This window comes from Xanthomonas arboricola pv. populi (assembly GCF_002939945.1).
In the GTDB taxonomy this organism is placed as follows: domain Bacteria; phylum Pseudomonadota; class Gammaproteobacteria; order Xanthomonadales; family Xanthomonadaceae; genus Xanthomonas; species Xanthomonas arboricola_A.
Window position 1 is genome coordinate 548304 of the sequence record NZ_MDEB01000002.1, and the last position, 20905, is coordinate 569208.

General features: G+C 63.5%; 22 protein-coding genes. 1 reads left to right on the forward strand and 21 read right to left on the reverse strand.

Features of this window, described 5'->3' with window-relative positions:
* Nucleotides 1–7: 7 nt before the first annotated feature.
* From XaplCFBP3123_RS08850 to XaplCFBP3123_RS08950, 21 genes are all read right to left on the reverse strand, one after another.
* The gene (locus XaplCFBP3123_RS08850) at nucleotides 8–685 is read right to left on the reverse strand and encodes a hypothetical protein (RefSeq protein ID WP_104533693.1); all 678 of its coding nucleotides are present in this window, start codon (nucleotides 683–685) and stop codon (nucleotides 8–10) included.
* On the reverse strand, nucleotides 685–996 hold the full coding sequence (locus tag XaplCFBP3123_RS08855; RefSeq protein WP_104533694.1) for a hypothetical protein: 312 nt from the start codon (nucleotides 994–996) through the stop codon (nucleotides 685–687). The genes XaplCFBP3123_RS08850 and XaplCFBP3123_RS08855 overlap by 1 nt, the downstream gene beginning before the upstream one ends.
* Entirely contained in the window at nucleotides 993–5606 is a 4614-nt protein-coding gene (gpJ, locus tag XaplCFBP3123_RS08860) for a TipJ family phage tail tip protein (RefSeq protein WP_253254161.1), read from the reverse strand. The genes XaplCFBP3123_RS08855 and gpJ overlap by 4 nt, the downstream gene beginning before the upstream one ends.
* Entirely contained in the window at nucleotides 5597–5989 is a 393-nt protein-coding gene (locus XaplCFBP3123_RS08865; RefSeq protein WP_104533695.1) for a C40 family peptidase, read from the reverse strand. The genes gpJ and XaplCFBP3123_RS08865 overlap by 10 nt, the downstream gene beginning before the upstream one ends.
* The gene (locus XaplCFBP3123_RS08870; protein WP_065031678.1) at nucleotides 5989–6450 is read right to left on the reverse strand and encodes a DUF1833 family protein; all 462 of its coding nucleotides are present in this window, start codon (nucleotides 6448–6450) and stop codon (nucleotides 5989–5991) included. Before XaplCFBP3123_RS08870 ends, XaplCFBP3123_RS08865 begins: the two co-directional genes overlap by 1 nt.
* Nucleotides 6447–6803: a hypothetical protein gene (locus tag XaplCFBP3123_RS08875; protein ID WP_065031679.1), complete on the reverse strand. Its 357-nt coding sequence runs from the start codon at nucleotides 6801–6803 to the stop codon at nucleotides 6447–6449. Before XaplCFBP3123_RS08875 ends, XaplCFBP3123_RS08870 begins: the two co-directional genes overlap by 4 nt.
* On the reverse strand, nucleotides 6803–9595 hold the full coding sequence (locus XaplCFBP3123_RS08880) for a phage tail length tape measure family protein (protein ID WP_104533696.1): 2793 nt from the start codon (nucleotides 9593–9595) through the stop codon (nucleotides 6803–6805). The genes XaplCFBP3123_RS08875 and XaplCFBP3123_RS08880 overlap by 1 nt, the downstream gene beginning before the upstream one ends.
* 161 nt (nucleotides 9596–9756) lie before the next feature.
* Complete coding sequence (locus tag XaplCFBP3123_RS08885; RefSeq protein ID WP_104533697.1) at nucleotides 9757–10233, reverse strand: hypothetical protein; 477 nt, start codon at nucleotides 10231–10233, stop codon at nucleotides 9757–9759.
* Nucleotides 10230–10985 (reverse strand): hypothetical protein, encoded by a 756-nt coding sequence (locus tag XaplCFBP3123_RS08890; protein WP_104533698.1) that lies wholly within the window; start codon nucleotides 10983–10985, stop codon nucleotides 10230–10232. The genes XaplCFBP3123_RS08885 and XaplCFBP3123_RS08890 overlap by 4 nt, the downstream gene beginning before the upstream one ends.
* Nucleotides 10986–11014: 29 nt before the next feature.
* A complete protein-coding gene (locus XaplCFBP3123_RS08895; RefSeq protein WP_104533699.1) occupies nucleotides 11015–11449 on the reverse strand; it encodes a hypothetical protein in 435 nt (144 codons plus the stop codon).
* Complete coding sequence (locus XaplCFBP3123_RS08900) at nucleotides 11442–11765, reverse strand: hypothetical protein (RefSeq protein ID WP_104533700.1); 324 nt, start codon at nucleotides 11763–11765, stop codon at nucleotides 11442–11444. Before XaplCFBP3123_RS08900 ends, XaplCFBP3123_RS08895 begins: the two co-directional genes overlap by 8 nt.
* Nucleotides 11762–12544, reverse strand: coding sequence for a hypothetical protein (locus tag XaplCFBP3123_RS08905; protein WP_104533701.1), 783 nt, complete (start codon nucleotides 12542–12544; stop codon nucleotides 11762–11764). Before XaplCFBP3123_RS08905 ends, XaplCFBP3123_RS08900 begins: the two co-directional genes overlap by 4 nt.
* Complete coding sequence (locus XaplCFBP3123_RS08910) at nucleotides 12541–12852, reverse strand: hypothetical protein (protein ID WP_253254162.1); 312 nt, start codon at nucleotides 12850–12852, stop codon at nucleotides 12541–12543. Before XaplCFBP3123_RS08910 ends, XaplCFBP3123_RS08905 begins: the two co-directional genes overlap by 4 nt.
* Nucleotides 12852–13352: a hypothetical protein gene (locus XaplCFBP3123_RS08915; protein ID WP_104533702.1), complete on the reverse strand. Its 501-nt coding sequence runs from the start codon at nucleotides 13350–13352 to the stop codon at nucleotides 12852–12854. The genes XaplCFBP3123_RS08910 and XaplCFBP3123_RS08915 overlap by 1 nt, the downstream gene beginning before the upstream one ends.
* Nucleotides 13349–13627: a hypothetical protein gene (locus tag XaplCFBP3123_RS08920; protein WP_104533703.1), complete on the reverse strand. Its 279-nt coding sequence runs from the start codon at nucleotides 13625–13627 to the stop codon at nucleotides 13349–13351. The genes XaplCFBP3123_RS08915 and XaplCFBP3123_RS08920 overlap by 4 nt, the downstream gene beginning before the upstream one ends.
* Complete coding sequence (locus XaplCFBP3123_RS08925; protein ID WP_253254163.1) at nucleotides 13624–14088, reverse strand: hypothetical protein; 465 nt, start codon at nucleotides 14086–14088, stop codon at nucleotides 13624–13626. Before XaplCFBP3123_RS08925 ends, XaplCFBP3123_RS08920 begins: the two co-directional genes overlap by 4 nt.
* The gene (locus XaplCFBP3123_RS08930; protein ID WP_104533705.1) at nucleotides 14085–14513 is read right to left on the reverse strand and encodes a structural protein P5; all 429 of its coding nucleotides are present in this window, start codon (nucleotides 14511–14513) and stop codon (nucleotides 14085–14087) included. The genes XaplCFBP3123_RS08925 and XaplCFBP3123_RS08930 overlap by 4 nt, the downstream gene beginning before the upstream one ends.
* 80 nt (nucleotides 14514–14593) lie before the next feature.
* Complete coding sequence (locus tag XaplCFBP3123_RS08935) at nucleotides 14594–14950, reverse strand: DUF2190 family protein (protein WP_065031690.1); 357 nt, start codon at nucleotides 14948–14950, stop codon at nucleotides 14594–14596.
* A 57-nt stretch (nucleotides 14951–15007) separates the two neighbouring features.
* Entirely contained in the window at nucleotides 15008–17215 is a 2208-nt protein-coding gene (locus tag XaplCFBP3123_RS08940; protein WP_104533706.1) for a ClpP-like prohead protease/major capsid protein fusion protein, read from the reverse strand.
* Nucleotides 17216–17217: 2 nt separating this feature from the next.
* Entirely contained in the window at nucleotides 17218–18747 is a 1530-nt protein-coding gene (locus XaplCFBP3123_RS08945) for a phage portal protein (RefSeq protein ID WP_253254164.1), read from the reverse strand.
* 59 nt (nucleotides 18748–18806) lie between these two features.
* Nucleotides 18807–19022 (reverse strand): primosomal replication protein PriB/PriC domain protein, encoded by a 216-nt coding sequence (locus XaplCFBP3123_RS08950; protein ID WP_104533708.1) that lies wholly within the window; start codon nucleotides 19020–19022, stop codon nucleotides 18807–18809.
* Nucleotides 19023–19274: 252 nt separating this feature from the next.
* Here XaplCFBP3123_RS08950 and XaplCFBP3123_RS08955 point away from each other — a divergent pair, with 252 nt between their 5' ends.
* Nucleotides 19275–20813 (forward strand): N-acetylmuramoyl-L-alanine amidase, encoded by a 1539-nt coding sequence (locus tag XaplCFBP3123_RS08955; RefSeq protein WP_104533709.1) that lies wholly within the window; start codon nucleotides 19275–19277, stop codon nucleotides 20811–20813.
* Nucleotides 20814–20905: the final 92 nt, after the last annotated feature.

Here is a 20905-nt window from a genome sequence, read left to right on the forward strand (position 1 = left end):
ATCATAATTAGTATCCGGTGACGTCGAGGATGGGAGAGCGCACCCAGGCCTGGCCGTAGTTGCCAGGGGGCGGCTGGGGAGTTCCGCTAGTGCCTGTGCGCAGATCCTGGGCGGTATCAATGGTGGCAATCGACGCGACATTGCCGTTGATATTGACCACGCCCTTGCGCCACAACTGCTGCACCTGCCATTGCGGGCCGCCGCCGACCAGGCCGCCGATAGCCAGCATGATGTTGCCGGTGGAGCCGGCCAGCGCGGCGTAGGTGCGGCCTGCCGGCAAGGTGATCGACCCACCCTGATTGGCATTGCCCTGCAGCAGCCCGCGCACTTTCATGTACTTGAGGGTGGCATCAAAATGCACCTCGTCGGTGTCGGGATTGGTGACCACCAAATAGTCTCGCCGCCCGAAGTTCGGATAGTCGAAGACCATGGCACTGAAGCTGCCGCTGGTGGTGAAACCGGTGAAAGTGAAGCTGTTCCCGCTCTGGGTTCGCGTTGCAAGCGTGGCATTGTTCTCACCCAGAAACGCAAGAACTGGATTGGTGCCGGTGACCGTCAGGCTCCACGTCTTCAAGACGCCACTACCGGTCGGTGTGATCGTCTGCGTGGACGCCTTCGCCAAATTCTTCCATGTCTCGGAGATCACGACCCGATTCGGGCCGGCCTCGAAGATTGCATAGGCCATCAGAACCTCCCATAGAACAGAGTGCCGCCGGCTCGCGCACCGAAGTTCGCCGCCGCCGACGACCAACTGATCGTGTTGCCGTCATCGCTGACGTACGGCAGCAGGCTGTTGCCTGCGCCGGTGTCGGCTACGAACCAGTAGTACAACTGGTTGGCGCTTCCGGTCACTGGCACCGGCACGGAGCCATTGCTGCCGCTCGCGATCGCGACAGCGCCCATGTGCTGTGTCAGCAGATCCGAGTCGGCCTGATCGGTGATCTGCAAGAGCACGACGCCGGTGTCGGCGTCGTTGATGATCAGGACGTTGGTCATGTAACACCGTAGCCAAGCGCCACCACACGGCGGCCGTTGGGCGCGTAGGCGTAGAACTTCCCGCCGACGAACTCGTTGCGACCGCCACCCGGTGTGGCACCGATGATCTCCACGACGTCCGCCGAGAACGTGATCTTGCCGATGGTGCCGTTGTTCACCGATTGCATGCCGATAACCTTTCCACCCGCATCCAGCGCCCATGTGTACGATGCGAAATAGCTGGCGACGCCATTCTCGTTGATCGTCGTCCGGGCTTCGAGAGATTGGGTAGCTGACGCCAGCGTGCTCACCGCATTTTCATCGGTATATGTTGTCGCCGTTGTCCCTGGCTCAAGCTTTGCTCGCCTAAATCTCACGGTGCTATTCGTGCCCTCGATGATGTTTCTGACCCTGGCACTCACCATTCCCGTCCCGCGAGCCAGCGTCACTACCACACGCTGCCACCCGCCAACAGTAGTTGGGACAGAGGAAACACTGGAACTGCCCAAGTTCTGGCCTTGGGCATTGAAGTAAATCAGTTCAATTCGCGCAGTACCGGTTGAATTATTGCGGAACACATCGATCGAGTATGTGTAATCGCCTATGGCAGCGGCGCAATCTTGAGACATCGCCGTTCCGCCAGCGACACCGCCATTGTCCACGAAGTACCCGAACCTGGCTTCATATCCAATCGTCACACCGGCTGGAATTGACCAACCCAACCCACCTTGCGCCCATGTTGGATTAACCAGCATGTTTGAGTTTGCGTTCGTCCTCGCAGTGACCGCGGTGAGCGCGTTACTGGTCGCAGTGGCTTGGTTGCCCACTTGTTGCACCTGTGAGTTCAGCGCATTGAGCGCTGCTGTCTCCGCTTTGCCCGCAACAGCAGCGTTAGTGGCTTCGATACGCTGGCCGAGAGCCTGGTCACCACTTACGCGAGCCTGATCCACGGCAGTCACACTCGCGGAGGTGGCCACACCTCCATTACCCGATGGCATGCGCGCCTCAACGACGCCCACCCTCTGACCCAGTGCATTGTCTCTGAAGGCGCTGGCCTCATTGACTTCAGTCACGAGCGCAGACGTTGCGAGGCCTCCTGAGCCCGCAGGCATCCGCGCCTCCACGACACCCACCCGCTGCCCCAGTGCCTGATCGCCATTTGCTCGCGCCGTCATCTCATCAGCAACAGATGCAGAGCTGGCCACCTGCCCCGCACCCGCAGGCAATCGGGCAATCACGCCCGAAAGCCGAGTCACTTCGGCCGCCAGGTTGTTCGCTGTCTGCGTCGCCATGTCGATCGCCGCAGCCATCGCCTCGCCGGCGCTCGCGTAGTTGCCGACGTTCTGCCAGGTGGCATCGTTACCCACCGGCACCACATCGGAGTTTGGCACCCGCGCCCGGTACAGCCGCCCGTCGTAGCGTACGAAGTCGCCCTTCGGGTAGGAGCCCGTGGATGTCCAATCATCGGCGTTGACCAGATCGCCCAGGGTGGCATTGAGCGCGTCGGCGTGTGCGATTGCATCCTCGCGCGCCTTGTTTGCCGCAGCCAGAGCTTGCTCTGCGATCTGTCGGTCTCGCGCCGCAGCTTCGAGAAAGCCCTGCCGGATCTCCTCGGTGGTCTTGTCGATCGCCTGCTGCATCTCCTCTTGCAGCTCGCCGAGGTTCTTGCCCAGCGTCTTCGTGACGTACTTGGCCGCCACCGACAGCGTGCCGTTGGTGTTGCGCGCGCGGATGGCAAACGTCCACTTGCCCGAGGACGGGATGGGCGAGTCGAATGCACCGGTGTGGTAACCGCTGTCGCCGACCGGCGTCATGGCGTCCCACGCCGGCATCGGCGCGCCCTGCTCCGGGGCCTGGACGTAGCGGATCTCCGCGCCCGCCAGGTTGGCCGACTGGATGGTGTCGTTCCAGAAGCCCCAGGTGTAGCGCCGGATGCCGCCGGAGATCTCCTCCACGTCGAACAGGTCGTAGTTCACCGGCGGCGCGTCGGCGCCGATGGTCGTGAAGATCAGCGAGGCGCCCACGCCCATCTGCCCTTCCGGGCCGAACGGACGCACGTTGATGGTGTAGGTGCCGGCGCGTGGGATGCGCCACCGCGCCGTGCGCGTGCGCGTCTGCGCCACCTCCACCAGCTCGCCATTGCCGTCCGACGCCGAGGCGTACACCACCGCGTGATCGAACGGGCCGGTGATGTCGAAGGTGGCCACCAAATCGGTAGCCGTAACGTCACCCGTGGTGATCAGGTCCTCGTTGATTGCCAGGTTGCTGAGGATCGGCCGGGTTGCCAGCGATGAGCCATTCTCCGGCCGGATGTACTGTCCGGTCTTGACGTAAATCCAGAACTCGGGGCCCTCCGGCACCACGTTGATGCTTGCGCCCTTGAGATCACTCTCCGGCTCGATCACCACCACGCGCGCGCGCAGGCCGGGTGTGGCCTTGAAGTCGTAGATCCACACCGTGTCGTGGGCCGGGTTGTCCTGCCACCCGCCCTGCACCATCGAATCCTCATAGCCCTCGCCTGGCAGCGGCGCATCGTCCGGCCATTCCTCGACCAGCTGGATGGTGTCGGTCGCCTCCGTGAAGTTGCGCACACGGAACGTGCGATAAACCGCCTCGCCCGGGATGCGCAGGCCAATGAAGGCGCTGCGCGCATCTGGCGGCGGCACCGGCTCGTCCAGCGTCAGCGTAACCGTGCCCAGTACCGCGCTCCGCTCTGCCGCGACGATGCGCCCGCCGAATCCCCACTGCGTGAGGTCGTGCGAAATCGACAGCATCGACATGCGGCGATAAGAGAGGTACTGCAGGTCCTGCGCAAAGCCGATGTCCTTGTACTGGAACAGGCTCTGCGCGAGGTGGTAGCGCGCCATCTCGGCCGCATGCGCCTCTCGGCCAATGCCCTCACCGGTGAGCCGCGCAGGGCTGAGCATATCTTCGATCCTGATGCCCGGTGCCGGCACGCGCAGCATTTCGACCTTCTTGGTCGTGCTGTCGAAGTAGCTGTACTCAATGCCGTCGGCAGCGCTGGCCAGCGTGTAGTCCACGCTGAAGCTGCCCTTCTTCATCTCCGCCATGTTGACCACACCCGAGAGCGGCTGCTCGTCGGCTGCCCACACCACCGAAAGGCGACCGCCGGCCCAGCTGGTCTGCCCCATGCCAACCAGAGCGATCGCCTGCAGCACCTCGTCGTGGTTGCGCTCTTCGGTCAGCCAGTAGTCGTAGGTGTAGCCGTTCGCCTCGCAGTGACCCATGAAGCCCTGCAGCGACTCGATGTCGATCTCCTCGTCGCTTTTGCCCATGCCGGCGATGAGCTTGCCGTTCTGGTCGTAATACCCGCGGACGTACTTGAGGATGTGGGCGCCCGGGTTGCTCGTCTCCTCCGTTACCCAGCTGCCGTTGCGCCACACAGGGATCGGCGCGGCGATGTGCTCGGCCACCAACTCATCAGGTTGGCCATTGAGCTGGCCGGTGCCCTTCATCAGGATGCCGCTGCGCGCAAGGCCGGCGTACGTCGCAGTGTCGGCCTGCACGCTGCCCATCGTCGACCACTGAAAGTCGTTGCGCTGGGTGTTATCGCCCTCGTAGTTACCTTGCCCCAGGATACGCACGCGCACGTCGTACTGGCCCTTGGCCACATCCGCCGACAGCGTGGCGCGCTTGCTCACGTCCAGCTTGTCGCCAGTGAACGTCTGCGTGGCCAGCGTGGCCCAGATGCCGGTGCCGGCCGGCGCATACTGCACCTGCACAGTTTCGGAGACGTTGTAGGCCTTCCCCGATGTGCCCACGCCGCCCAGCACGTATTCCAGGTTGATCTGGATGCGCACGGTGTCTGCGCTGGTGGTGCGCGTAACGAAATCGGCCGTATCCGGCAGCTCGCCGCCGTCGGTGGTGTCCACGTTGCTGTAAAGCGGAATGGTTTCATCCGGCATCTGGCTATAGCCGGAGTGGTAGACACTCACGCCTTCGTAGCTGGACAGCGGTGTGCCGGCATTGGTGAACACGCCGACGCGGCCCACGCCGATACCCGGCGTGAGCACCATGCCGATGTACTGGTTGTCGCCCTCGTAGAACGTATAGGGCTTGCTGGCGAAGTCGGGGGCGATCGGCATGCGACCAAACAGCAGGCCCACCGGCTCATACGGGCGCAGACGGTTCCGCGGCGCCGCGAGGCTGTAAACCGTGCCCGCCGCGCTCGGGCCCGCAGGGCTCTCCACCTTCGGCCCTAGCGTTTTATTGATCAGGAGCGAGCCAGCAACAAAGGCTGCCGTGTACGCAACCGCCGCACCGGTAGTGCCCAGCCCCGCAGCCCACGTCGCACCAGCGCCGCCAGTGAAGTAGATCAACGCGGCCATGGCCACGATGTACAGCGCATTCCTGCCGACAGCGCCGCGCACCTCAATGACCTGGCCATCCTTCGGATAGACGTAAGCCCATAGATGCCGCGGCACGACGCGCCCACCGATCGACACCGACCAATCGCCCTGGTCCAGATCGATCACGTGCCGATGCAGGAAATCGCACAGGCGCTCGCCTGGCTGCAGGTCCATCGCGATGTGGCGCTGCCCTTCCAGCGTCACCGGATGCGGCGTCAGCACCAACTGGCCGTCGCAAGCAGGCGTGGTCATCAGACCCATGTGTAATACCCCTCGATCCGTGCGCCGTAGTCCGGCAGCTCGCGCACCCGATGCAGCCAGCTGCTGCCGAGCGCGCTGGTTGTGTGGAGCACCCAACCCTCGTGGGCCAGGTAGAAGAAGACGCCGACGTGCCCGGGCCGGCTTTGGCCCTTGTCGAACATCAGCACCAGGTCGCCGTCGGCCGGCCTGTTGGTTGGCGCCGCATATGCACGGGACAACTCGCCCAGCGCCACCTGCCCTGCAGCACCACGCGGGCGCCGCGCCGGCACCTGCACGTCGCGGCCGAACAGCTCGCGCTGCACCTGCATCACCAGGTCGGCGCAGTCGTAGCTGTCAGCGTCGTACGGGATGTTGAGGAACCGCTCCACCTCGCTGGCCCGCATCAGAAGATCCCCGGCAGCGTGTGCGGATTCGCGCGCAGCTTTACCGCCTGCTGGCGCATGAAGAAGTCCACGCCAATCTGCGCGGTGATCAGCGGGCCGGCAGCGTGCACCTGTGTCAGCGGCAGGTAGAACCGCCGGGCGATGACGTCGGGCTGCACACGATCCGTGATCAGGACACGGCACATCACCAGCTCGTTAGGCTGGACGCGCTCCAGATCCTCGGTAATGCCGCGACCCACGTTGTCCACTTCGAGCTGCGCGCGTGGTGTCTGCCCGGCCTGATCAGCTGGCGGCGTAAACCGAAACCGGCAGCGGATGTAGAGGTTGCCATTGCTGACCCAGTCCTGCGTGTCGTTGACGATGCGCAGGACTGCACCAAACGATGGCGCGGTCATCTCCAATAGTTCGAGCGGTCCGTCGGTGTCGGTGACGCGCTGGCGGCGCTCCTGGAACGTGCTCATCGCAGGTACTCGATCTGCACGTCACATTGGTACGGGCGATCGACGCCTTCCACGGCGCGCAGCTCGCCAATGTCTCCGCCGATGAACTGCGCGGTGATTTGCTGTCCACTTCGCGGGTGCGCCATCGTGAACGTGCCGACAACCTTGATCACATCGAAGTACCAATCCAGGAATGCCGTGGCGTCATCCTCCGTGGAGAAATCGAAGGACAGCAGCAGATTCACCACAGTCCGCGAGTTGATCCGCTCCTGTTTGGGCAGGCCGCGATCCATTTCCGTTCGATTGACTGAGGGCACGGGCCGCTCGCGGATGGCGTCGTAAAGCACGCCGACATAGCTCGGTAGGCTTGCCATCAGCGTCGCGGCCTTGTGTCGAAGCGGCTTTCGATGGCACCGGCCATCCGCCCGCCACTTGCAATGTCGGCAGCACCGATGTCGATGATCATCTTGCGCAGCTCACTGCCATCCGCACCGCGGCTGCGCTCTTCGCGTTGCTGCGTTGGTTGGCCCGAATAGTTATTGATCTCCACAGCCATCTGGCCCCCACCGCGTCCGGCAGCGGGCATCACGGTCCTGCCAACCAATCCGCCCGCCGCATAACCTCGGCCGCTGCGTATCGTGCTGAGCAGGGAAAGAAATGCGCCAGGCCCGCCAATAGAGGCGATGTCGCGCTGGCTCAACACGCCCTCACCCTTGTGCACAACACCCGCCGGCTCGAACTTGCCGCCCGGCCCGGTGTACCCGCCGGTGTCCCAGCCCTGCAGCGGGATCGTCTCGCGCTGTACGGCTCCGACCTGGCTGCCACCGAACACCCCACCCAGCAGGCTGGTCATCCCCTTGCGCACCGTGATCCGCGCAAAGTCAGCGATGATCGAGTTAGCCATGTCTCTGAAGCTGACTTTGCTGTTGGTCGTTGCCTTGACCACCATGTCCTCAAACGAGGTCAGCGCCGACGTGGTGGCACTTTCCACCGCACCGGCCGCGTTGCTCGCCTCATCGCGGTAGTTCGCCCAGGCAGCCGCCGCTCCCCTGCCCCAATCGGCCTGTGCCTCCGACATGCGCACGTACCCATCGCGGATCACCTGCACACGGCGCTCGGTAGCATCACGCACCGCCGCCTCTTCAGCGGCGGCAGTCGCTTCATCGATTCGGCCGGTGTTCTTCTGCAGTGCGAGCTCGGTGAGCCGCTGCGCTTGCTCGCGGTAGACGCCGTTGAGGCGCTGCTGGATCTCGAACTCGCGATCGCCCGCGCCAACCCGGGCGATCATGGCGTCCATGTCCTCCTGGAGCGCATCGGTGCTGGCGTTGAGCGCCGCCTTGTAGGAGGCCAGCGCGTCCTCGCGCTGCTTCTTCAGCTTGCTCTCTTCGGTGGACAACACCTGCAGGGCCGCGGCGCCCTCGGTGCGCACCTTGGCCAGCTGCGCCTCCAACTCGCCGACCTGCTTGTTGACGTCGATCGACTGCTTGCCGCTGACGTTGCGGCTATTGAGGTAGTCGATCTGCTTCTGCAGCGACTGCGCTTCTGCGGCGGTGCCCCGCTCGGCCAGCTCACGCATGCGCTGGTAGTAGGTCTCGGCCGTCACCTCGCGCGCCTGGTACTGCGCCTGCAGCACCTTGGTGCTGGTGGTGATCTGCGCCTGCTCGGCGGTGAACGCATCCTTGATGCTTTGCAGGCCCGCAGAGCGGCTGGCGGTTGCGAGACTTGTGGCGCCCCTAGCGCCTTTGGCCGCCGCTTCGGCGCGCATTACTTTTTCGCGCTCGGCGAGCAGCTTTGCGTCGGTTACTCCCGCTTTCGCCGCATCCACCTTCATCTGCTTGATCTGACCCTCGAGGTCAAGCGTCTTGCTCAAGCGGCTATTGGTGTCATCCTGGAATTTCAGGCTGGCCCGCGCTTGCTCAGAGTCGACTGTCGGCCCACGATCGACGGTTGCGATCACGTTGGAAAAGTCCGGCCCGGCCGCGCTTTCCAGCGCGCCCTTGGATGCCTTGATGAGGCTGCCCAGCGCACCCAGCGAATTAAGCATGCCACCGCCGATCGTCTGACCAGCGGTGCTCTTTTCGGCCTGTTCCTGCTTTTCGGCGATCTCGTCCAACAGGCCCGAGTAACGAGCAAGGCCGCCGACGACGCCACCTGAGTTGGCCAATGCGGCGCTCAGCCTTTTCCAGACGACACTGTTGCCGAGCGCGTCCTGCTTGGAGATCACGCGGTCCAGAAGATCGGCGTACTTTTCGACCTCGCCCCAGGCGCCAGAGGCCTCATCTTTGATGCTTGTCCACGCACGGGACATTGCCGGCATGTCCGTCTGCGCACGCCGCGCCACGCTCTCCAGGTGGGAATCGTAGAGCTGAACTGCCTCAGCAACAGCCTGCTGCTTGTTGCCTTCTTCGACCAGGGTATTGATGCGGTCCAGCTGCGTCTGGGTGAGAAAGTGCTCGGTCTCGTTGAGCTTGAGCAGCGCCTCGACCGGGTCCTTACGGATGTCCTCGAACTTGGCGATCGTTTCGTCGATCGCCTGCCCGGTTGCGGCCTGCATCAGCGCGGCGCTGGCCGCGACCCGGTCGAACTGCTCTCCGGTGAATTTCCCGGACTCAGCGACCTTGAGCACCGCCTCGCGGGCACTGCCCAGGGAGACACCGTCCAGCTGGTCCAGCTTCGAGACCAAGCCCTCCAGCTGCCCAGTGGATGCGGCTGCGTAGTTACCCGTGGCAACCAGTGCATTGCTAAAGGCAAACGACCTGTCCTCGCCCTGCTTCCAGGCCAAGGCCAGCGCCGCGACCACAGCAGCGCTCAGAGTCAGTGGATTGACCATTGCCAGCACCGCACCGGAGACGCCCTTCAGCGCAGGGCCAATGCCGCCAAAGCTGTCCTTGATCTGCCCACCCTGCTGCACCAGCACCGTGAACCACGGCATGCCGCCCTGCAGGCTGGTGAAGATGTCGGTGAACTGCATTGGCAGCTGCGCAAGGGCCTGGCTTGTCTGACCCGAGGTCTTGCCCAACTGCGTGATGACGTTGTTTCCAGGCAACGACTGGCCGGCCTGCTTGCGCACGTCGGACAGCTGACCGCGCAACACGGCCAGACCCTGCTTGATGTCGTTGAGGTCCGCACTGATGCGGACGCGCAAATTTGCTGATTGGTCGGCCATTTACCGGTTCAGATCGTCGAGGTACTTCGTAAAGGCGGCGGGCTCAGCACCCATCGCCATCCGCACGGCTTGCGCCGTGGATGCTTCGCGCATAAGCAGTTGCTCGCGGTCATCGCGCACAGCTGCTTCAGCAAATGCCCTGGCTTGCGCCAGGGTGTACGTCAGGACGTCTCGCCGCTGGTGTCCGCGGGCGACGAGGAAGTGGACGAGGTCGGCCCAGCCGGTTGCGCCTGCGTCATTCCCACCGCGTCGACCGCCTTGCCGGCGGCTCGCATCAGGCTCGGCAGGCGCTGGCCGAAAAAATCCTCATTGAGCTCCACCACCGCCTCGACCAGCGCAGCGGCATCTGCCAGCGAGGCATCGGCGATCCACGTCTCCGGCTTGCCTGCCACGATGGCGCCACCCTTTGCGAAGGCGGCGGCATCCTGCTCGAGCACATCCATCATCAGCGCGGCCACCTCGACGGTTCCGCCCGCGCTGACAAGGCTCGCTGCAACAATCACCCGGCCGATGATCGGCCGGGTCGCTTTGATGAAGGGGCCGATCTGCGCCAACGTCAGAGGTGCCAGTTCCAGCTGCTCGCCGCGGTAGGTGATCGTGCGCGTGGGCGGCGTCAAGATGTCGATGTCGTCGCTCACTTCTCGGCATCCCAGGTGAAGTACTGCGACACACCGGCCGGCTTGCTGGTGTCCTTGTTGATGGTGCCGGTGACGGTACCGGCGCCATACTGCTCGCCGATCAGTGCCATTTCCCCGATCACTCCACCGGACACACGGTAGGCCTGCGCGCGGACTTTCTTTCCGCTACGCGCCTCGTTGAAGCCGAGAAACAGCAACTCGTATTCCTCGTTCGGGTTGACCAGCGCCTGCAGGCGCTCAGCAGCCCCAAATGCATACGACACCTTGATGTTCGGCGCACCGCTCACCGGGTCCACAATCGCCGAGTCAGCCGGCAGGTACAGGGCACCGTTCTTGATGTCCCAGTCCTTGCCCTTCTCGAAGGAAGTGGAGCCGGTGGCCGGCTTGACCGCTGTGATATCGGTTGCCAGGTTGAGCAGCGGCGTGACGCCATCTTTGTAGGCCACCACCAGCTCATCCACCGCCGCGCCCGCAACGATGCTGGTCGCGGTGCCGCGCAACACGTCTGCGAAGTTGTCCGCGCTGAAGTCGTGCATGGTGAAGCTCACCTGCACCTCGGTGACGCGGTCGACCGAATTGCGGTTTCCGCCGCCGGGCTGGGTGTTGTCGAGCAGGTTGATGCGGTTGGTCTGCGGCGCAAAGCTGAAGGCCGAGCAGTTGCCGATGCCGCGGAACGGCTTGGCAGCGCCGCGCTTGCGCAGGTGGATTTCGCCGCTGCCGAGATAGCTGTAGTCAGGGGAGTTGATGGGCATGGTGTCCTCGTAGGTGCCGGCAGCCGGCGTCAGGTAATGGGGATATGGGATTGGTAGGTGAGCAGCGCGCCGACCCAACTCATGCCGGCTTCCGGCTTGACCGGCTCCATGGAGACGTACTGCGGAACCTGGATGCGCGGCGGGTAGCGGAACTGCTGGTCAGCCATCGCGCGCTCGACATCGGCCACGGCTGCGTCCAGACGCGCCTGCGCGGTATCCAGAGGCGCAGGCATCTTGATCAGGATCACCAGCGTGGTGAGGCGGTGGGTGCGAACCAGCGCGGCATCGCTAGCGCGCTCCTGCTTGGCCACCAGCGCGGTCAGCACGGCAGTGGCGTCTTCATTGACCTGGCCCGGCTCCAGGGTGAACGCGGCGCCGGCGTTGGTCTGGTAGCCACCGTCAATGCTGATGCGCTGCAGGCAGTCACCCGCGGCGGCGCGCAATGTTTCGCGTGGGCTAGCCATGGTCAGCTACCCACTGGCTGATGGATTCGTCCTGACGCACGCGTTCCGCCAGCACCAGCGTTTCACCTGGCAGGACCAGGCGGCCGCGCTTGGCGGGTTCCACTTCTGCACGCTGGAACGTCACCAGTGTGTAGCCCGTGCTGACTGGCATGATGTCGTCACCGAAGTCGCGCACGTTGCGATCGATTTGAACGGTGCAAGACACCACCGTATCTGCGCCTGGCGCCTGGTAGGCAGCAACATCCGCCATGCCGACAACCGCAAACGCGGCAAAGGCGTCATAATCAAACGCTTCGAGGAACTGGCGCTGGTTCATACGCCAGCTCCACGAACAGCTGATTCCAGAGCCTTCTCCAGCTCGCGATTGAAGTAGAACGGCATCAGCTTGTCCCACGTACGCTGCGCAAGGCCGAAGATGTCGTAACGCGGGCTGTAGTTGGCCTGCTTCGTGAAAATGAAGATCGAGCGAATTGCGCGGCTACGGTCGTTGCTGCGCTCATACAACCCGGGCAGCAGACGGCCTCGGCGCTTGGTCAGGACGATGTACTCGTAACTCCGTCCGAATTTGCGCGCCTCACGCCGCTGGCGCTTGGTCCGACGCTCGTTCGTCTCATTGGACACATATCCCTGTTCGCCACCAGCGCGCAGTTGCGACAGGATCTGCCGAATCTGGCTCGAGGGCACATTGCCGAACTGATCTAGCGGAGCGCGCTTGCCTGGCACGGCAAACGTCCCAGCCGGCATCATTCCCTTTGCCTGCAACAGAAGTTCCATGCGCTTCTTGCGGCGGGTACCGCCTTCCACCTCGGGCTGCAGGTACTTGGCTGGCGGCGTGCCCTTGAATGCCTCGTCTCGCAGGAAGATTTCGGCAAACAGGCGTCCTTTGGTCGCCTTGCGATACAGCGCCGCATTAATGGTCATCGGCGTCGGCCGGTCGAACACGCGCGGCGCCGTCCGCTTCCACACTTCGCGGATTTCAAAGGCGGTCGCATTGCAAGCCTGCATGACTGCAAACGGCAGCTGCTCACGCTCCAGGGCGGAAAACTGGCGGCCCAGCAGGTTATCGGCATCTACAGCGATGCGGATCTGGCTCACGGGCTGCCCTCGCCCGCTGGCGTACCCTGCACCTGCTCGACCTCGCTCAGGTTGGCTTCGTAGAACTCCAGGCAGCGCTTGCGGCCGCGCGAAACATCGAGCACCTGCTCGAGGGCGCCATTCTTCACCCAACTGCAGCGCTGCGTCAGGCGCGGTTCGATTTGCACGAAGGTGCGCACCGGCACGGCAATCACGGCCGGCGCCGGGGTCACAACCACCGGGCGTGCAGCATCCTCGCGCGTGATGCCCTTTTTGCCGCAGCCAGCCAAGGCAACGACCAACGCAATGACGAACAGAGAACGCAACATCAGTAGCCTCCCAGGCTTGGGCACGCAGCCGCCAGCGCCTGCAGGGCCGCGTTGCACTCCGCCGGCCGCTGGTCGTATTCCTGCTTGAATGCCTTGGCGCTGCGGTCAGCTGCTGCCTTGGCGATCTCGGTCTTGTCGCGCAGACCGGCGTTGCGCTCCTGCAGCATCCGCAGCTTTTCGGCCTCGGCCTGCAACTTGGCGGCGATGGTGGCCAGCGCGGCGTCCTTGTCGGCGTTGTTGCGCTCCAGCTCGGCGCGCTTGAGCTGGGCCGCTTCCAGGGCTGCCGTGCGGTCGCTTTGGCACTGCGCCACCTGGCGCGTTACCACGATCACCTGCTGACCCTTGCGGTAGGACGTGAGCGCAGCGATCGACAGCAGCGCGGCAAGACACGCGCAGATCACCTTGAGCCGGCTGCCCGGCTTGCGCAGCCAGGTCAGCGCATCCGCCGCCCAGCCGAAGACCAGCGCCAGCAGCGCCTTGAGGAAGACCAGAATATTCATCGTTCGCTCTCCCGGCGACGCCACGGGTAGATCAGCAACACCGTCAGGCTCACGCGCACCAGCAGCACGTACCAGGGCGTGGGGGTGTGCTGCGCCAGATCGCGCAGGAAGATGCCCAGCATGCCGACGGCCAGGCCGATAAAGCAGGCGCCTCGCAGCGCCCAGGCGGCGCGATCGCTTGCGCGGTCACCCAGGTGGAACGTGTGCAGCAGCTGCCATGTGGTGGCGCAGAACACTGCCAGCGTGCTGACCAGGCTCAGGAGGTAGATGGTCATGCACCACCTCCCGCGCGGCCGGCCAGGCGATCGGACCACTTCTGCAAGGCGCCCAGGTAGTGCGGCAGCATCGGCTTGATGATGAAGCCGCTGAGCCCACTCACCGCGATCCCGATCCGGTGGATGGACGGGAAGTAGTTGGCCAGCGCCACCACGATCCATCCGGCGGCCAGGGCAAAGCCCAGCACGAACAGCCCCAGCAGGCCCACACGCAGCAGCAACGTCAACCACTGCACGCCAGGCCCGCCGCTGGGCGCGGACACCTTGCCCACGTCGATCTCACTGAGCACCAGCAGGCCGAGCAGTGCGCCGACCACCGCAGCCAAAAACCACGACTGCGGAATCCCCAGGAACAGGTGCTCGCTGCCGGTGATCACCTCGGTGACCACCACGCTGCCGGCGCTGGTGGCTACCAACAGTGCGGCCGACTTGAGCAGTACAGTGGCGCCGCCATCCATCATCGACGCACACCGGCCAGCTCGACGCCATCCCAGATGACCTCGTCGCCCCAGAAGTTGCCGCCGTTTTCGTGCCTGGCGATCGCCTTGGTCAACTGAAACGCTGTGGCAGGCGCCTCCACACTGATGGGCTGGTCCACATCCACGCCCAGCGCGGCGGCGACCTGGCGCGCATACGCGCCGGTGTCGTTCTCCACCGGCGGCGCCCAACGGTTGATGATGCCGCGCACGGTGCGCAGGTTGTGCTTGCGCTGATAGGTCAACAGCGTCTTGACCAAGGCACGGAAGCCGTATTCGGGCGTGTCGAACACGGCAAAGCGGGCCTCGCGTGCGCGTGCAGCCGCGGTGCGATCTTCGCCCTGCCAAGCCACGCCGGTACGATCGATGTTGCCTGGATTGTTGTTGCGGACGCCGCGCGGCGGGGCCATGTGCTGATCCTTGGGTCGAGTCGAAAAGAGCCACCACCGCCCGCGCCACCCGGGCATCTGCGTGCGGTGGTGGGTAAGGCTTAGGCGGCCACCGGCGCTGCGGTGCCCGGGGTGAGGCGCACCAGCACAGTCGCCGCGCCGTTGCCGGCCGCTTCGATCGCGTAGCCGATGTTGTTGGTATCGCCGGCACCACCGGCAGCCGAGATGGCCTGCTTCGTGTCGGCGTCCCAGTTGACCGAGGCGCCGCGCGCAATCACGGCGGCCGGCAACTTGGGCAGGGCGAACACGCCCTCCACGTGGGCGGCGATAGTCTCGCCAACGGCGCCGTCTGTGACGGCGATGGCCACCAGCTTGCCGTCGGCGATCACACCGCCGCTGAGTACGGCAGCGGTGAGGGTCACGTCCAGCACGCGGCCGTCTTGGTATGCGTTTTTCATGGGAAGTACTCCAGATGCGAAGAGACGCCGCACCGCGCCTGCGGTGCGGCAGGCGGTTTACTGGCCGGGGTTCTTGTAGATGCCGCGGTAGTCGGCGATGGCCGGCGCCGCATCCATGCGCACCTTCCAGGCCACGCCGTCGACGGTGAACCCTTCGTGCTGCTCCAGGTACGGCGTCTGGTTGCCGTCCAGATAGCCCACCACCAAGGCATCCACGTAGGCCGAGTTGGCCAGGCCGTACCACGCCTTCGGGTCGGCCTGGTCAAGACGACCGTCGCTCTCTACTTCGAAGGTGTTGCGCACGATGTTGGGCGTGGTCTGGTTGTTGGCGCCGCCCACTGCGTACTCAGCGGCCCGCACCGTCAATGCGGCGCCGGAGAGTGCCACCGGCACCAGTAGCGTTTTCATGGGCACGCGGATGACGTTGCCGTCGGCGTCCTTCTGCAGCGCCATGCGCGCCTGCATGGCGCTGACGCTCTCGGTGGTGATCGTCGCCGCCGGAAGCAGGTTCCCGTGGTCGGCATGGAACAGCGTCTTGCCGTCGGCCAGCCGCGGATTCTTGACGATCAGATCGAACACCGCCTTGGCCAGCGTGCGCTTTGCGGCCTGGCCCATCTTGCGCGGCACATCACTGAAGATGCCCAGGTCGTCATTGATGATGGCCTGGCGGGTGATGGTGAACAGCCGGCCCCAGGTGACGATCTGCATCGACTGCGACTGCTCGCTGAAGGTGCCCTGCTTGTACTCACCGCCCTCGCGCACGGGCAGCAGATCCGAGAACGCACCCAGGCCGACCAGATTGGTCGGCTTGAAGTCTGGCACGCTCACAGCGCGGGTGAACTCGCTGAAGCGCTCTTCCACTTCCTGGTAGCCCTGCAGCACCGAGCGGCGTGCGGCATCGCCCAGCAGCGCCGGGAAGTCCGAGGTGGAATGGGTGAAGGCCATGCCCACGATCTCGCGCCGGTCCATGCCGCGCGGATTCACGCCGGCCTGCACCAGGCACTCGCGCGCCATCTCCGCCAGCGAATGGCCGCGGTACGGGTTGTCACCGGTGGCCTGCGCCAGGCCCACGCGCGCCTGGATCGCATTGGTCATCGCCGCGCGCACGTTGTCGCGCTGGTCGCCGCCAGCAACAACGCCGGCACGGCCGTTGAGCGGCTCACTGTTGCGGCCCATCAACGCCAGGATGTGGCGGCCCACGTTGTCGGGGGTCACCGCAGGGTCGGCGGCGGCAATGACGCCGTCCACATAGGCGCGGATCTCCGCATTGCCCATGTGCGGCTCGGCCATCGCCATGATGTCGGCGTTGCGGCCGCGCATCGCGACCAGCGCCGCTTGCACGGCGGCCGCGGCGTCTGGCGCAGCAGCGACGACCGGTGCCGGTGCAGGCGCAGGCGGCGTAGCCGTGGTGGTGGAAGCACCCTGCCCGCCACCGGCGTTGGCGAGGATGCGGAGGTAGGTTTGTTGGGTCATAGGATCCTCGATGTGGCCAACGACGGCCGTTTGGGTGACCTCGGGAAGTGAGGCGAAAACGCTGGGGCTGAGCGCGGCGGCGATATGGCCGCGCAGCTGCGCGGCGACGGGCGCCGGCGCTTGGGTGATGGCCTGCAGGTAGCCGGTAAGAGCCACAACAGACGCGGCCTCGGCGCGGGCGGTGGCAGCGGTGTCCGCCACGCGGTCCGCAAAGCCGAACTCCACCGCCTGCGCGCCGGTGTACCAGTGGTCGGCCCCATCGGTGAGCAGCTGTTCTACCTCGGCGCGCTTGCCCGTCTTGGTGGCGTACGCCTCCAACATCGCGCCGGCATGTGCATCCAGCGCGGTGGCGTATTGGCGGAACGAGGACGCATTGCCGGCGGCGATGGTGTGCGGTGCATGCACCATCAGCAGCGAGCTGGCGTACATCACCAGCTCATCGCCGGCCATGGCAATCAGCGAGGCAATCGAGGCGGCCTGGCCATCCACGAACACCACCTTGTGCGCGGCGTGTTGCTTGAGCGCGTTGTAGATGGCCATGCCATCGGCCACCGCGCCGCCGCCGCTGTTGATGCGCACATGAATCGTGCCGGCGGTGATCTGACCGATCTGCTCGGCCAGCTGCAGCGGGGAAACAGATTCAGACCAGAGGCTGTCGCCGATGGTCCCGTAGATCATCACCTCGGCAACGTCGGTGGCGCGGGCTTCGATCTTGAGCAGGCACGGGCCGAGCGCCGGGCCGGCATCGGCAAGCACGCGGCCCAGTGCCGCGGTCAGTGCGTGGGGTCGCATAGTCAGATGTCCCTCAACATGTCGCGCGAAAGGTCCGCACGCAGTTGCGCGCGGGCTTCCGCAGGTGCCGGCGCGGCCGGCTGCAATTGCTGCTGCTGTTGCTGCCAGTCCTGGCGCTGCCGCAGCACTTCGTCGGGGTTGTTGCCGTATTGCAGCGTGTTCTGCTGCGGGCTCACCCAGCCGCGGTCCTCGGCCTCGCCCTTGGCGTAGGCCTCCTTGAGCGGGTCAATCCACGGCATGATCGGCCGCACGTAGGTGGAGGCGGCCAGATGCCGCAGCGTCCAGCCGCGCGGCATGCGCACCTTGCCGGATAGCACAGCCGCCTCGATAAAGCGCTGGCGCGTGGGCCGAACGAACAAGGCAATGAAGCGCTCGGCCAGCATCAGGTAGCTGCCCCACTTTTCCACCAGCTCCTGCCGCTGTGCGGAGTAAGTGCCGTTGTAGTCCAGCGACAGGCTGGAGAAGCTCACACCAATGCCGCCGGCAGCGGCGCGCAGCTGTTCTTTGCGCCAGGTTGCCGCATTTGGGTTTGGGCGGTCGGTGCCCAGGCTCTCGATGGATTCGCCCGGCAGCAGGTCGTCAAAGATCGCACCGGGCGCCATGCGCAACTCGCGCACGGGCACGCCCTGCTGCATCAGCGCCACACCACCCAGGCCTTCGCCCGGTGGCTGATACACCTCGCCAGACCCTTTTTTGATCTGGAACGTCATCGACGCCGCCACCTTTGCGGCGATGCGCTCCGACTCTTCGTAGTCCTTCACGTCTTCAAAGCGCGACATCGCACTGGCAAACACGCTCAAGCCACGCACCTGATGCAGTCGCTTGAGGTGGGCAATGCAGTGCATCACTTCGGCGCTCACGCGCTTGGTTTCGGTGGTCCAGCCCAGCGGGTCGCCCGGGTGCTGCTTGTACACGTGGTAGGCCACAGGGCGGCCCCATGCGTTGCGCTCCACGCCCTGCAGGATGTTGCGGGCCGGGTCGTTGAAGTCCAGCGGCACCAGATCGGCCTCCAACATCTCGATGCTGTAGGGCACGCCGCCGCCATGCTCCAGATACGGCACACCGCCGCTCAGGTCTTGGTAGAACGCCTCGCCGTCGCGCAACCAGCTGCGTGCCAGCAACTGCTGGCACGCGCCATAGTCATGCGCGCGGGTCACTTCGGGCGTGTCCCACCAGACGTCCCACAGCTCATCCAGCTGCAGGGCCAAGTCGCGGTTGATCGGCTGGCCTGGCAAGCGCGGTGCAGAGAGCACGTCGATGCCCGAGCCCACGGTGTTTTGCACCAGCACGTTGAGTGCGTTGTCGGCCAGGTCCAGGTCGCGCTCAAGGTGGCGCGCCTGGTCACGCAGCTGCCGGGCGTCCATGCCGGCAATCGCATTGCCACTGCCCCAGTCGCGCGCCAACTTGCGGCTGCGCGATGGGCGGGTCACCTCATGGGCGCGTGCTAGTACGCGCAACTGCTCGTTGCGCTGGGCGAGCTCGGTTTCCTTAGCCGTGATGACATTGGCGGCGCGGGCCTCAATGGCACGCACGTTCCGGTCGTGGGAAATAGCGACGCTCAGCCGGTCGCGGGCAACAACAGCGGTAGCCATCAAGTCCGGCCACCGAAATCAACCGTCGCCCAGCGAGCGCGACGGCCAGTGCAGGCCTGCCGGTCAACGGCGGCCTGCCACTCCTGACGGCCCTTGCGGATCTCGGCCAGATCCGCGCGGGTAAGCATGCGCTCACCGAACCGAACGCTCTGCCCTTGCAGCACGGCAATTTCTGCCTGCTGGTACATGGTGAGCATTTCCTGAGCCGTCTTCATGAAGAGTCAGGCTAGTGATCAACGCATCTCAAAACCAGGTAAAAACTGAGAGCACCCCTCCCCCCAACTCATTGAAATTATTACTTATTTCGAAAATTAGTCTCAACCTTTGCCAAACTACTCACGCGTACCCAATGGTGGGCTGATGCACGAAACGAGCTGCACAAACGAATTGAGAGGTCTTGCGGGTAGACGCTTACCCAGGCTGCTATTCTGTTAGGGCAGGGGAGTTTTCATCACAAGGAGCAACACATGAAGTGGATTCATCGCGCGGCTGCTGTTTCGATGCTGGCACTCTCGCCAAGCCTAGTAGCTGCACAATCGAAGGACGCCGTACCGCAAGCTGTTAATGCGGATATCTGGGCCGATGTGCAGCCGCAGATTCAGGCCGCGATACAAACCTATGTGAACAAGCAGAAAAGGTATCCAGGTCAAGACACCAAGATCGTCGCGCGCGTCTCGTACGAGCCATCAACCAGACTGGTGATTGTTGAACTAGGACGCGGCTTCATTCCGAAAGACATGACAAAGTGGAAGGAAGCCTTTAGTCCTACTTATAACCAAGTCAGTCAGTATGGCCATGACTTGGTTGACAACATTTTTGATGTCTCGACTGTATCACTCCGGTTTGATGGATTAACCATCAACGAGATATTCCCAGATGATTTCCCCGTACAAGTTGCCAGGATTGAGTCACCCAACCCCCCATCCGCCCCCACCCTCTTATTAAATCCAGGGGGCGGATATTATTACAATCTGAAAAGTAAGAAATGGGTCACGCAACAAGCCAAAGCAAACGAAATAGACGAGGACGGAATCACCTGGACCTTTGCGACACTGACTGATACCAAGATTAAATCTTATTCGCCAAACCTAACGTACAAACCGTACTTTTCCAATATTGTATTCAGCCGAGATCTCGGCAACATTTGGATTGACCCCGTAAGCAAAGTGCCTTATGAGAGGCTTGGCACAAGGTATTACACGAAGACGTTATACCCTGATAAAGGCGCTACGTTGTGGAACATCTTCCCTCAGGGCACCGACGACTCAGCAAGAAGTCATTTACGCGAATGGGATGAAGATTATGCCGCCAGGGCGCTCTATGCGAACTTTTTGAGCGCGGATTATCTCATCACCTTTCACACGAATGGAGGGTCGGCGGTAAAAAAAGGCATTGAAGTCGTGGTGCAAACCGGCAGCCCTGGCGCCCAAAAACTCGGAAATAGCATTCTTTGCTATGCCAAAGAACAGATACATGCTGATCCCACTTATAAAGACTTCAAAATCGCGGGCAGTGTTACTGAGCTGGATAAGATCGAAAATCGCCTCAGCACAATGCCAGCCGTAAGCATAGGAGTTGGTTATACAACCGACACCGGAGACGCCCAAGCGTTAAAGGACCAATTTTTTCGGGATGCTTTTGCAAGAGCGATCGAGAAGGGCCTACGACTTCGAGACGAACCTTGCTCACCCTTTACATTAGTTGACGTGGAAAACGCAACTGCGGGCCCTTGGCAAAGCGTTTATCCAAAACTCACGTATTCCGGTGATTTTGATACGTGGCTCCATGCCGAAACGACCTTCATCAGCTGCCCCACCAACGACTGCAAGGTAAAGAAGTTCTCCGAGGTTCACAACGCGGATATCAAAAATAAAACCATAGAGCTGGAGTTTTATTGCCCAGGGCCTTTAAATGCGCCGCTAACTTATATCGCCAAGACAAAAATATTTGACCGATATAATGTACAAGGCGGCGAATTCCAGCATCAATACACTTGTAAAAACTAGCAGTCCCGCTCCCTGGCGCCTCGCGCCAGGGAGGTTTCAAGAGCCGACCCTGTTGGAACGGGCTTTCAGCCCACCTGGAAACAATCTGTAGA

Bases quoted from the DNA above. Each gene is read 5' to 3' on its own strand.
- XaplCFBP3123_RS08850 (WP_104533693.1), bottom strand. From the start codon at position 685: ATGGCCTATGCAATCTTCGAGGCCGGCCCGAATCGGGTCGTGATCTCC.
- XaplCFBP3123_RS08855 (WP_104533694.1), bottom strand. From the start codon at position 996: ATGACCAACGTCCTGATCATCAACGACGCCGACACCGGCGTCGTGCTC.
- gpJ (WP_253254161.1), bottom strand. From the start codon at position 5,606: ATGGGTCTGATGACCACGCCTGCTTGCGACGGCCAGTTGGTGCTGACG.
- XaplCFBP3123_RS08865 (WP_104533695.1), bottom strand. From the start codon at position 5,989: ATGCGGGCCAGCGAGGTGGAGCGGTTCCTCAACATCCCGTACGACGCT.
- XaplCFBP3123_RS08870 (WP_065031678.1), bottom strand. From the start codon at position 6,450: ATGAGCACGTTCCAGGAGCGCCGCCAGCGCGTCACCGACACCGACGGA.
- XaplCFBP3123_RS08875 (WP_065031679.1), bottom strand. From the start codon at position 6,803: ATGGCAAGCCTACCGAGCTATGTCGGCGTGCTTTACGACGCCATCCGC.
- XaplCFBP3123_RS08880 (WP_104533696.1), bottom strand. From the start codon at position 9,595: ATGGCCGACCAATCAGCAAATTTGCGCGTCCGCATCAGTGCGGACCTC.
- XaplCFBP3123_RS08890 (WP_104533698.1), bottom strand. From the start codon at position 10,985: ATGCCCATCAACTCCCCTGACTACAGCTATCTCGGCAGCGGCGAAATC.
- XaplCFBP3123_RS08895 (WP_104533699.1), bottom strand. From the start codon at position 11,449: ATGGCTAGCCCACGCGAAACATTGCGCGCCGCCGCGGGTGACTGCCTG.
- XaplCFBP3123_RS08900 (WP_104533700.1), bottom strand. From the start codon at position 11,765: ATGAACCAGCGCCAGTTCCTCGAAGCGTTTGATTATGACGCCTTTGCC.
- XaplCFBP3123_RS08910 (WP_253254162.1), bottom strand. From the start codon at position 12,852: ATGTTGCGTTCTCTGTTCGTCATTGCGTTGGTCGTTGCCTTGGCTGGC.
- XaplCFBP3123_RS08915 (WP_104533702.1), bottom strand. From the start codon at position 13,352: ATGAATATTCTGGTCTTCCTCAAGGCGCTGCTGGCGCTGGTCTTCGGC.
- XaplCFBP3123_RS08920 (WP_104533703.1), bottom strand. From the start codon at position 13,627: ATGACCATCTACCTCCTGAGCCTGGTCAGCACGCTGGCAGTGTTCTGC.
- XaplCFBP3123_RS08925 (WP_253254163.1), bottom strand. From the start codon at position 14,088: ATGATGGATGGCGGCGCCACTGTACTGCTCAAGTCGGCCGCACTGTTG.
- XaplCFBP3123_RS08930 (WP_104533705.1), bottom strand. From the start codon at position 14,513: ATGGCCCCGCCGCGCGGCGTCCGCAACAACAATCCAGGCAACATCGAT.
- XaplCFBP3123_RS08935 (WP_065031690.1), bottom strand. From the start codon at position 14,950: ATGAAAAACGCATACCAAGACGGCCGCGTGCTGGACGTGACCCTCACC.
- XaplCFBP3123_RS08940 (WP_104533706.1), bottom strand. From the start codon at position 17,215: ATGCGACCCCACGCACTGACCGCGGCACTGGGCCGCGTGCTTGCCGAT.
- XaplCFBP3123_RS08950 (WP_104533708.1), bottom strand. From the start codon at position 19,022: ATGAAGACGGCTCAGGAAATGCTCACCATGTACCAGCAGGCAGAAATT.
- XaplCFBP3123_RS08955 (WP_104533709.1), top strand. From the start codon at position 19,275: ATGAAGTGGATTCATCGCGCGGCTGCTGTTTCGATGCTGGCACTCTCG.